Source organism: Pedobacter sp. GW460-11-11-14-TSB4, assembly GCF_059423705.1.
Genome location: NZ_JBWKYI010000014.1, coordinates 121,618 through 133,463, shown reverse-complemented (window position 1 = coordinate 133,463; position 11,846 = coordinate 121,618). Strand labels below are relative to the sequence as shown.

Genomic DNA, 11,846 nt, shown 5'->3' with positions numbered 1-11,846 from the left:
TATAATACCTTAACTGCTTGTCTACCAATTAATTTCCATTCTGATTTTTCTTTGCTCCAGATTAAAAGAATATACAATTTCACATTTCCGGGAACATTTTTATCATTTGTTTTGGCATTTAGCGTATGACGTACCAAAGCTGTTTTATTTTGAACAACAACCGTCTGATCGGTTAAATTAATATCCACAAAATCAGATTCGCCGGAAAGCAATGAGTGCATAAACTCTTGTTTGGTTTGAATCTTTCCACTCGAATGGCCGTAACTTAGGTTATTCAAAATTATTTTATCAAGCGCCGAACTATCAGGGCTAACCATTAATTTTGTTAATTTGGTTACAGCATCTTCTACTGCTGTTTTTTGAGCAAAACAAAAGCTGGTGGAAATTAATAAGCCCGAAAAAATCAAGAGTTTCTTTATCATATCTGGTTGTATTGAGGTTGATGCTGTAAACTTATCCAAAACCATGCAAAGGAACAAACCATAAACGTTAATTTTCAACATAATTTATTTTAACGTGAATTTTAGTTAATTTTCGGATGGAATATAATATTGTTAGTTACAAAGGACAATTGCGGCACATCAATTGCTTTTACCGGAACATTATATTCCCATTTATCTTAACGAATTTCAAACATGGAACAACCATCCACCTACCAGTCATCCTCCAAAAAGAAATTTATCTTCATCGGATTACTTGCTGTTTCCATAGCGGCAATTGTATTTATCTATTTTAATAGAAAGAAAAAAAACCATGAAGAAAATCAGGCTTATGCAAAATATGTCGAAGCCTATACCTCTGGAACCATTTCTAAAAAGAGTTTTATCAGGGTTCACCTGGCCAATGCGGCAACGGGCATGCAGGACCTGGGTAAAGCAGATACACGGGAGCTTTTCGACTTCTCCCCTTCTATCTCGGGCAAAACCTATTGGATAGATCCACAGACTGTCGAATTTAGACCTGATGACAATCTTAAACCGGGTAAAAACTACGAAGCTACATTCAAACTTTCGGAAGTTTCTGCTACAGAAAAAGGGTTGGAAGATTTCGACTTTGAGTTTAAAGTAATTACCCCGGGCATGATGCTCTCTCAAAACGGATTGGTTTCGCAGAACAATACGGCGCTCGATTACATGAAATTAACCGGGGAAGTGGCTACTGCTGATGTGGAAGAAACGAGCAAGATAGAGAAAACGGTTTCACTGGATTTTGACCAAAAATTAAAAATTAAATGGCAGCACGATCTGGCGAAAAACACCTCAAAATTTACCATCGACAGCATCAAAAAGACTGGCAGCGACCAAACTTTAAAGATAGATTGGGATGGCGACGCCATTGATGCTGAACAAAAGGGAGAAGTAGACATCCGCGTTCCGGCCATAAATAAATTCGAAATATTGGACATGAAGGCCATTCAGGGCGAAGAAGATTATGCATTGGTACAGTTTTCAGAACCAGTTGGTGTTGGACAGGATTTAACAGGCATGATCACACTCGGCAATCTGAGTGACTTAAGATATACCATTGATGCCAGTCAGGTTAAAGTTTATGCCGCAGAAGAACTTAAAGGAAATTATGGCCTGAATGTAAATGCGGGGATCGAGAATATCAATGCGAAGAAACTGGCTAATGGCAAAATGGCCAATCTTGTTTTCGAAGATAAATTACCGGCAGTTACCATTGCTGGTGCGGGTACGATTTTACCCAACTCCGGAAAGCTGGTTCTACCTTTCGAAGCGATTAATTTAAAGGCTGTTGATGTTACCGTCATCAAAATTTACGAAAATAACATCCCGCAGTTTTTTCAAACCAATAGTTATAAAGATGGTAACGAATTGAGAAGGGTGGCAAAACCTATTTTGCAAAAAACGATACGATTAGATGAAGATAAAGCCCTTAACCTCCATAAAAAGAACCGTTTTACTCTCGATCTTGACAAGATGATCCGTACCGAGCCAGGTGCGATGTACCGTGTTACCATTGCTTTCAGACAGGAATACAATGCCTACAATTGTAAAACAGGAGAAGAAAAAGTTGGTGATGGTGAAGAAGAAAGTGAATACGGAGATGACGAAGGTTACGGCGAAAAAATTGATGAAGATGATGATTTTTGGCAGCGATACAACAATTATTACCCTTCAAATTACAGGTGGAATGATAAAGACAATCCATGTACACCATCATTTTATACCAACCAGCGCTGGGCAAGCAGAAACTTAATTGCTTCGAATATTGGTTTGGTAGCCAAACGCGGTAACGATAACAGTATGCTCATTGTTGCTACAGATTTATTGACAGCAAAACCATTAAGTGGTGTAAACCTGGAATTAATGGATTACCAGAAACAGATCATTTTCACCACTAAAACAGATGGCGACGGTTTTGCAAGTTTTGACCTGAAACGCCAACCTTTTTTATTGATTGCTAAAAATGGCTCAGAGCGCGGTTACCTTAAATTAGACGACGGGAGCTCACTTCCTTTAAGCAGGTTCGATGTGGGCGGTGACGTAGTCCAAAGTGGCTTAAAAGGTTTTATTTATGGCGAACGCGGCGTTTGGCGACCAGGCGACAGTTTATTTGTTTCTTTCGTTCTGGAAGACAAACTCAAAAAACTTCCTGCGAATTATCCGGTAACCATGGAGTTCTATAACCCTAAAGGTCAGCTTTACAAAAGATTGATTAATGGCAAACCCTTAAATGGATTTTATACCTTCAAAACCGCTACTGAAAGTACAGCACCTACTGGTAACTGGATGGCGAAAGTTAAAGCCGGTGGTGCTACATTTACCAAAACCTTAAAAATTGAAACCGTTATGCCAAACCGTTTGAAAATTGATTTCAATGTAGGCAATAGAACATATTTAAGCGCAGGAACATCAGCCGCTACCCTATCGGCCAAATGGCTGTTTGGTGCCGTTGCACAGAATTTAAAAGCCAAGGTTGATGTAAACTTAAATACTACTGAAACCAAATTTAAGGGCTTTGAGGGGTTTAGTTTCGATAATCCTACGGTTAACTTCGAATCGCAGGTTAAAACCATTTTCGAAGGCACGTTAAATGCAGCTGGAACAGCGCAGATTAACACCAATTTAAACGAAAACAATACGGCACCAGGCGTGTTGAGGGCGAATTTCACCACGAAAGTTTTCGAACCAGGCGGCAATTTCAGCATCGATAATTTCAGCATCCCTTATCATGTATACAGCAGTTATTTAGGCATCCGTCCGGAGAAAGGTGATCGTTTAAGCGGTATGCTGGTTACGGGCAAAGACCATAAAATAGAAATCGTAAACGTAAATACCGACGGAAAACTGTTAAGCGGTACTAAAACAGTCCAAGTAGAATTATATAAAACACAATGGCGCTGGTGGTGGGAACAAGATGACCAGTACACTTACGCAAACTTTACCCAAAACCAGTTTAACAAATTAGTAGAAACGCATCAGTTAAATTTATTTAATGGAAAAGGAAGCTGGAATTTACGCGTAGATGAACCGGAATGGGGCCGTTATTTGATTTTGGTACGCGACGTTAATGGCGGACATGTTACCGGGAAATCTGTTTATGTAGATTGGCCGGGCTGGGCACAGCGTGAGCAAGGCAGCAATCCAACAGAAGCCTCTATGTTATCGTTCACAGCCAACAAAGAAAAATTCACCGTTGGAGAAGATATTACATTAACTATCCCAACGGGTAAAAATGGAAGGGCATTAATTTCTATTGAAAATGGAAGCCGTGTATTAAAAACCTTCTGGGTAGATACCAAAGCCGGACAAACGCAATTTAAATTTAAGGCAGAGAAAGAAATGGCACCTAACGTTTTTGCCAATATCACTTTACTACAACCTCATGCCCAAACGGTAAACGATTTACCGATCAGGATGTATGGTGCTATTCCGCTTTCTGTAGAAGATCCGCAAACTATTCTAAAACCGACCATTAAAATGGCCGATAAAATCAAACCGGAAACTGAAAACAGCATCACTGTCGGCGAGCAGAATGGTAAAGCGATGACCTATACCATTGCTTTGGTTGACGAAGGTTTGCTGGACTTAACCCGTTTTAAAACACCAGATCCACACAGTGCATTTTATGCCCGCGAAGGTTTAGGCGTTAAAACCTGGGATTTATTCGACTATGTATTAGGTGCATGGGGAGGAAATCTGGAACGTATTTTAAGTATTGGTGGTGATGGCAGCATCAACAAGAACTTAAATCCTGCAAAAGCCAACCGTTTTAAAGCAGTGGTTAAATTTATGGGGCCATTTACTATTGGTAAAGGCGAAAGTAAAACACACAAATTTAACTTACCACAGTACATTGGAGCAGTAAGGGCTATGGTCGTTGCCGGACAAGATGCGGCCTATGGTTTTACCGAAAAATCGGTTCAGGTTAAAAAGCCATTAATGGTTTTAGCTACCTTACCAAGGGTTATTGGTCCGGGAGAAAGTTTCACCTTACCAGTAACCGTTTTTGCCACAGAGAACAACCTTAAAAATGTGTCCGTACAACTCCAGGCGAGTAATTTAATTGTTCAGGGCAGCAACAAACAACAGCTTTACTACAAACAAACAGGCGAACAGATGACCTATTTTGAAGTTAAAGCGCCAAACACAGTGGGTATCGCCAAAGTAAAAGTGGTTGCACAAAGCGGAGCTGAAAAAACGGTTTACGATGTGGAAATGGATATCAGAAATCCAAATCCTTACGTAACCAATGTGGTGTCGGCAACTGTTCAGCCTCATACCAAATGGGCAGTAAATTATTTACCAATCGGCATGACGGGAACAAATTCAGGCTCACTAGAAGTCTCTTCGATACCTGCAATCAACCTTGGTAAAAGATTAGGTTACCTCATTCAATATCCACATGGCTGCATTGAGCAGACTACTTCGGGTATATTCCCTCAACTATTTTTAGATAGGTTGAGTCCATTAAACGAACAGCAAAAAGCAACAACAGAGAAAAATATTAAAGCCGGAATAAACCGAATCAAAGGTTTCCAGACTACAGATGGCGGTTTATCTTACTGGCCTGGCGAAGGTACTTCTGACGAATGGGGAAGCAATTATGCCGGTCATTTCTTAGTTGAAGCACAAAATGCGGGTTATACCCTGCCTGTTGGTCTTTTGGATGAACTGTTACGCTTTCAAAAATCAAAAGCAGCAAACTGGGCACCAAACAGTAATAATTTTTATGGCGGAGATTTGTCTCAGGCTTATCGTTTGTACATGCTTGCCTTAGCTAAAAAACCAGAAATGGCAGCCATGAACCGTTTAAAAGCTTTTGAATACTTATCAATCGCTGCAAAATGGCGATTGGCAGCGGCCTATAAACTGGCCGGACAAAATGATGTTGCCCAAAATATGATCAGAGGTTTAGATACCTCCATCCAGGCTTATAAACAATTGGGCGGAACTTATGGCTCCGATGTCCGTGATCAGGCCATGATTTTAGAAACCCTAACCCTACTCGGTCAGAAAGCAAAAGCTGCCAGTTTATTACAACCTTTAGCGGCTAAACTGGGCGAAAATACCTGGTACAGCACACAAACAACCGCTTATAGTTTATTGGCCATTGCCAAATTCTGTGGTTCAAACCAATCGGCAAATAAACTGCAATATCAGTATGTACTGGATGGAAAATCGGTACCTGTAAACTCAAACCAATACCTCAACAGTACACCAATAAACTTTAAAGGCAACATGGCTTCGGTTTCCAATAACGGCAATAATGTATTGTTTGTTCGTTTGGTTTTAGAAGGACAACCAATTGCCGGTCAGAATAATTTCTTGCCAAACCGTCCGGAGGTATTGGATATGAACGTCACTTACAAACGTTTAAATGGCAAGGTCCTGGATCCTACAACTTTAAAACAAGGAACTGATTTCTATGCAGAAGTAACCGTAAAAAATCCTGGCAGAATGGGTTATTACGAACAAATGGCGCTGACGCAGATTTTCCCTTCAGGCTGGGAAATCATCAATACCCGCGTTAACGATAACCAAAGTATTTTAGCTTCTTCGCCGTTTACTTATCAGGATATCAGAGATGACCGTGTTTTCACCTATTTTAATGTAAGAGAAGGTGAAAGCCTGGTGTATAAAGTACTGCTTAATGCTTCTTATTTAGGGAAATACTATTTATCAGCCGTTCAATGCGAAGCGATGTACAATAATGATATCTCGGCCACAGAAGCGGGTAAATGGGTGCAAGTGGTGAAGTAAGAAGATTAATATAAATTGCTAATGGTTCGTGGAGACACGAACCATGGCATAAAGTTTTTATTTCTGGCATAAAGTTTTAATATATTTCTAAAGCCTCGGTTCGTGTCTCCGCGAACCGAAACTTGAAAAAACACAGCCAGTCCACATTGTATCTCCGTAAACCGAAATTTAATGACAATGGATAAATTATTTGAAGCCAGAAGAAAGAATTACATTGAAATCGGACAAATTTACTTTTGGACAGCAACTATAAATAAATGGCAAAAATTATTGTATAGAAATGAATTTAAGGACATCATATTGAATTCATTTGAATACCTGAGTAGATTAAATAAGATTGATGTTTTCGCATTTGTAATTATGCCTAATCATATTCACACCATATGGAGAATCAATGAATTAAATGGGAAAGAAACAGCACAAGGCTCTTTTTTAAAATACTCAGCGCATGAGTTCAAAAAACTATTAAGTCCAAATGAGCTCAATAATTATCATACAAATTCCATTAATAAAAATTATGAATTTTGGCAAAGAGATCCTTTAGCAATACATTTATATACTCCAGAAGTTGCATATCAAAAACTGGATTATTTGCATAATAACCCTTGTACGGAGCATTGGCAATTAGCAACAGAACCAGAAGATTATTTATACTCATCAGCTTCCTTTTACGAAAAGAACAAAACTAATTATTCGTTTTTAAGGGATTTAAGATTAGAATTTTTATAAACACATAAAGTGGTTCGTGGAGACACAAACCATTGCAATAGCAAAACAGAAATCAGCCCAAATGAAAATTATATTTACAATTCTTGTTTTTTTTATTCCCTTGTGTTCAATCGCACAAAAAACCGCAATTGTATCCGACAGTAACTACCAGATGGGATATGTTTACCTTAAAGGGGCATTTAAGCCAAAAGTACTTGCCGAAAATGACCTAAATTTTAATCTGTTAACTTATTTGACTACTTATCTAAATAAAAAAAATATTGAAAATAAGGAATTAGAAAATTTTGATTTTAAAGAACTTGAGTATTTTTCTCAGCGATATAAATACAAAAAAATGGTTGCCTATGCTGAAGATTTCTGTATTAAAAATAACCTGGATCAGATTATCATTATCAGAACAAAAAATGCCTACACCTTAACAGATCCTATGCAAATGTTTTTTGGTTTCGATCACGATTTTGGCATTGCAACATTGAGCATGTATGATAAACGACCGATGTTGTTCTATAATTTTTCGATCATCAGGTATTTAAAAGGAAGCAATGATTTTAAAGTACTCCTGGAGCCTGGTTACAAAAATCAAAAATTCGATGATGTGGTTTTTGATAAAGAAAATTACAAACTTATAAACGATAAAGTTTTAATCCACTTTCAGCCTGTTTTTGAAGCCATATTAATTAAGGCACTTGATAAATAAATTTTTCAAGCGCCTAAGCTTACCAAATCGAGATCAAATATTTTAAGACTGTATCTAGTGTAGCGTCACGCTACGACTTTCGAAAATAAAAAGATAATAAACGTCTTAACGAGGCGATAAAACCAGCGTTAAAAATTAAATGAACAAAATCCCAAAAGCTTTCCTCATTTCCGATCTTTTTTGCTTTGCCCTGCTTCTGGCATTTCTCTTTTCGCTGCCCTCAAAATTATTCAAAACGCCTACTTCCTTTGTAATTGAAGCCAGCAATGGCAATTTATTAAGTGCAGCCATTGCCAGCGATGGACAATGGCGCTTCCCTGTTGCAGACAGTGTTCCGGTAAAATTTAAGGATTGCATTATTGCTTTCGAGGATAAGCGGTTTTATAGCCACTTCGGCATCGATTTTTTGGCCATGAGCAGGGCGATGCGGCAAAATTGGAAGGCAAAGGCTGTGGTCAGTGGCGGCAGCACATTAACCATGCAGGTAGTCCGTTTATCGCGAAAACAAGACCGAACGCTTTGGCAAAAATTTTTGGAAGTGATTTTAGCCCTACGCTTAGAAATAAGGTATTCGAAAGAAGAAATTATTGGTTTGTATGCCGCTAATGCCCCATTTGGAAGTAATGTTGTCGGTTTAGAAGCAGCGAGCTGGCGCTATTATGGTCGCAATGCCAAAACCCTTTCATGGGGCGAAATGGCAACATTAGCCGTACTCCCAAATAGTCCTTCATTGGTTCATCCTGGTAAAAACTCGACAAGATTAATTAAAAAGAGAAACGATTTATTAGATAAGCTGGCAAAACTAAAATACATCGATCAGGCAACGGCGAACTTAGCTAAGCTGGAACCTGTTCCGGGCAAGCCTATGCCCTTGCCACAAAATGCGCCGCATTTATTAAACCGCTTTAAGGTAGAACAGGCAAGTCTTAAAATCCCTTCCACCAGAATCACATCTACCTTAGATGAAAATATACAACTTAAAGTCAATGCCATATTAAAACGATACAATAACCGTTACCGGGCAAACGACATTAACAATATTTCGGCCCTGGTATTCGATGCCAGAACTGGCCGGGTGGTAAGTTACGTAGGCAATATCTATCAACCGGAAAATGCCGACCTACAAAGTCATGTTGACATGATTAAGGCACCACGCAGTCCTGGCAGTACCTTAAAACCCTTGCTTTACGCCAGTATGCTGAATGACGGCTTCATAATGCCGCACACCTTAATTCCTGATATCCCGACTCAAATAGCGGGTTATTCGCCACAAAATTACGATCTGGGTTATGATGGTGCCATTGCCGCCGATAAAGCGTTGAGCCGTTCGCTAAACATCCCTGCGGTAAAAATGCTGCAACAATACAAGTATGAACGTTTTTATGATAAACTCAAAAAACTGGGCATAGGAACGCTGAACCAGCCGGCAGATCATTATGGTTTGTCGTTAATTTTAGGCGGTAGCGAAGTGACGATGTGGGACCTGGCCAATACCTATATGGGAATGGTACGCACCCTGAATCATTTTAACACCTATAAAGGCTTGTATAATCCTGAAGATTATAAACCTGCAAGCTATTTCAATAACGACGGTAAAGATGAAAAAGATTATCAACGTACATCCTTTTTAGACCACGGCTCCATTTGGGCAACTTTTAATGCAATGGAAGAGGTAATGCGTCCAGGTGATGAAGGCTTATGGGAACAATTTTCTTCATCGCAAAGAGTAGCATGGAAAACAGGTACAAGTTTTGGTTTTCGCGATGCCTGGGCCATTGGTTTAACGCCAAATTATGTGGTTTGTGTTTGGGTAGGCAATGCCGATGGCGAGGGAAGACCTGGCCTGGTTGGAATTGAAGCCGCTGCTCCAGTTTTATTCGATATTTTCAGGTTATTGCCCAACGGAAAATGGTTTGAAACACCAACCACCAAATTAAAAAAGATAAAAATCTGCAAGCAGAGTGGTTATAAAGCTGGAGAATACTGTACCAATGTTGCAGAAGAATTGGTGCCTGTATCAGGAGAAAAAACGGCAGTTTGCCCCTTCCATAAACTGGTTCATTTAGACCATACCGGTACTTACCGGGTAACCGATCAATGTGAAAGTATTACCCATATGCAACACAAAAGCTGGTTTATTTTACCACCAGCAATGGAATATTACTACAAAATAAAAAATAGCGATTACAAATCCCTCCCTCCTTTTAAAGATGGCTGTGACCTTTCAGGCGGTAATAGCGTAATGGAAGTAATTTACCCTAAAAATAACGCCATAGTTTATATTCCCTTGGAGCTGGACGGGACAAGAGGTAAAATTGTGATTAATGCAGCGCACAGAAATCCAGGTGCTAAAATATATTGGCATATCGATAATGAATACGTGAGCACCACCACTAATTTTCATCAATTGGCTATTAGTCCGTCGCCAGGTAAACATACTTTAACCTTAGTGGATGAAAACGGTGAAAGGCTGGTACAAACTTTTACGGTTTTGGATAAAGAGAAAAAAAACAACAGATAAAGGCAATTTAACCGAAAAATACAAAACATAACCAATTGATCTTAAAAAGATTATAAAAACTTTAAGTATATTTAGTAGAACATTTAGAATTTCAAAATTTTCATCCTTCTAACAATTAAGTTTTACCTTAACCAATGTTGTTATGACTAGTAAATTCGGTTTTACCAAAATGGATATCAATGAATTTGAAACGTGGATTTCAAATTTAAGAGTTGCCCGCACCATCATACACATTCAAGAGCATCATACCTGGAGCCCTAGTTACATCAATTTTAAGGGCAATAATCACTTTGATTTACAGCAAGGAATGAAAAGTTACCATGTTAGCCATAATGGCTGGATGGATATCGGTCAACATTTTACCACTTTTCCCGATGGTACAATTTTAACGGGTAGAAGCCTTGAAAATACGCCCGCTTGTATTTTGGGCTTTAATACGAATGCCATTTGCATTGAAAATCTTGGGGATTTCGACACGGGAAAAGATGCAATGACCGCTGAGCACAAAAATACAATCATAAGGATAACGGCAGCGCTATGTAAAAAATTCGGTATCGCAGTTAACAGCGACAATGTAGTTTACCACCATTGGTTTAATTTAACCACCGGCGTAAGAAACAATGGAACAGGTAATAATAAAACCTGCCCGGGCACTAATTTTTTTGGTGGTAACAAAGTTGAAAATTGCAATCAAAATTTCCTGCCATTGGTAATTGCAGCTTTAAATGGGACTATTCCGCAACCTGCGCAAAATATTCTAAAATATGTTGCAGTTACGGCCGATAGCCTAAACATCAGGGAAGATGCGAATGCCCAAAGTAAAAAAGTTACAGGAGTTGAGCCAGCCACATTAGGGGCTATTCTGCGTGTATATGGAGCGAAAAACGGCTGGTATAAAATATCAGCATCGCAACAGCATTGGGTTAATGGAAGTTTCACCAAAAATGTAACCAGGGCAACTGTTAAAGCCACGACCTTAAATGTAAGAAGCGGACCAGGCACCAACTTTCCAAAAATTTCTGCACTCACAAAAAATCAGGAAGTTTTTATCGTTGAAGAAAGTAATGGCTGGCGTAAAATAAGTAGCGATAACAAATGGGTAAAGAAGGAATTTTTGAATTAATTTATTTGGCTACTGAAAATTTTCTTTCCACTCGCTAAAAGCTTTTCTTAATTTAAAAGTAGCTAAAAAACTTTGTATTGGATCTTCCATTTTACCAACACCTTGTTCATCAATAAAATTATACAACACATTATAATCCTGATAGTCTGTATGAAACCTTTGTAACTCCTTTTCGAGATAGTTTTTATCAAAACGTTTTAAGGCCTGCTTTTCTGTTTGCCCCATCCGTTTTGCAAAATCCAGAAAAGTTAAGCATTGGTACATTAAGCCTGTACCATAGTATAATAAGGCCAAAAAAGTTTCAAAATCCCTGGCTGCAATATCAAAAGGAATGCCTTCAGAACTTATTAATACAACTGGCAAGGCATTTTCATGCTTCCAGATTGCCCAGGCAGAACCATTATTTGACTCTGCGAAAACTTCCAAATCTTTTGCGTTATAATTGGCTATTAATTTAGTTAATATGCTATTGTCAGCAGGCTCTAAATCAACTAAAAAGCCCTCCTGATTATTCAAAAAAGCCAGGAATTTAATTATGAGATTTTCCAT

Annotated in this window: 7 protein-coding genes; 5 read left to right on the top strand and 2 right to left on the bottom strand. The window is 38.7% G+C overall.

Features of this window, described 5'->3' with window-relative positions:
- Positions 1-422: nuclear transport factor 2 family protein (locus AC07YT_RS15270; RefSeq protein WP_086549291.1), on the bottom strand; the 422-nt coding region annotated here is incomplete at its 3' end.
- Between the two features lie 213 nt (positions 423-635).
- Between AC07YT_RS15270 and AC07YT_RS15265 the strand changes: the two genes are divergently transcribed.
- The 5 genes from AC07YT_RS15265 to AC07YT_RS15245 all read left to right on the top strand — a co-directional run bounded on the left by AC07YT_RS15265 (position 636) and on the right by AC07YT_RS15245 (position 11,297).
- Positions 636-6,227, top strand: coding sequence for an alpha-2-macroglobulin family protein (locus tag AC07YT_RS15265; RefSeq protein ID WP_086545873.1), 5,592 nt, complete (start codon positions 636-638; stop codon positions 6,225-6,227).
- Positions 6,228-6,404: 177 nt separating this feature from the next.
- Positions 6,405-6,956 (top strand): transposase, encoded by a 552-nt coding sequence (locus tag AC07YT_RS15260; RefSeq protein WP_494945392.1) that lies wholly within the window; start codon positions 6,405-6,407, stop codon positions 6,954-6,956.
- A gap of 61 nt (positions 6,957-7,017) precedes the next feature.
- Positions 7,018-7,653: a hypothetical protein gene (locus AC07YT_RS15255; protein ID WP_145954224.1), complete on the top strand. Its 636-nt coding sequence runs from the start codon at positions 7,018-7,020 to the stop codon at positions 7,651-7,653.
- 139 nt (positions 7,654-7,792) lie between these two features.
- On the top strand, positions 7,793-10,174 hold the full coding sequence (gene pbpC, locus AC07YT_RS15250) for a penicillin-binding protein 1C (RefSeq protein WP_086545871.1): 2,382 nt from the start codon (positions 7,793-7,795) through the stop codon (positions 10,172-10,174).
- A 142-nt stretch (positions 10,175-10,316) separates the two neighbouring features.
- Positions 10,317-11,297: an SH3 domain-containing protein gene (locus AC07YT_RS15245; RefSeq protein WP_086545870.1), complete on the top strand. Its 981-nt coding sequence runs from the start codon at positions 10,317-10,319 to the stop codon at positions 11,295-11,297.
- 9 nt (positions 11,298-11,306) lie between these two features.
- On the opposite strand, the gene AC07YT_RS15240 is transcribed toward AC07YT_RS15245, so the two are convergent.
- Positions 11,307-11,846, bottom strand: a complete 540-nt coding sequence (locus tag AC07YT_RS15240; protein ID WP_086545869.1) for a hypothetical protein — start codon at positions 11,844-11,846, stop codon at positions 11,307-11,309.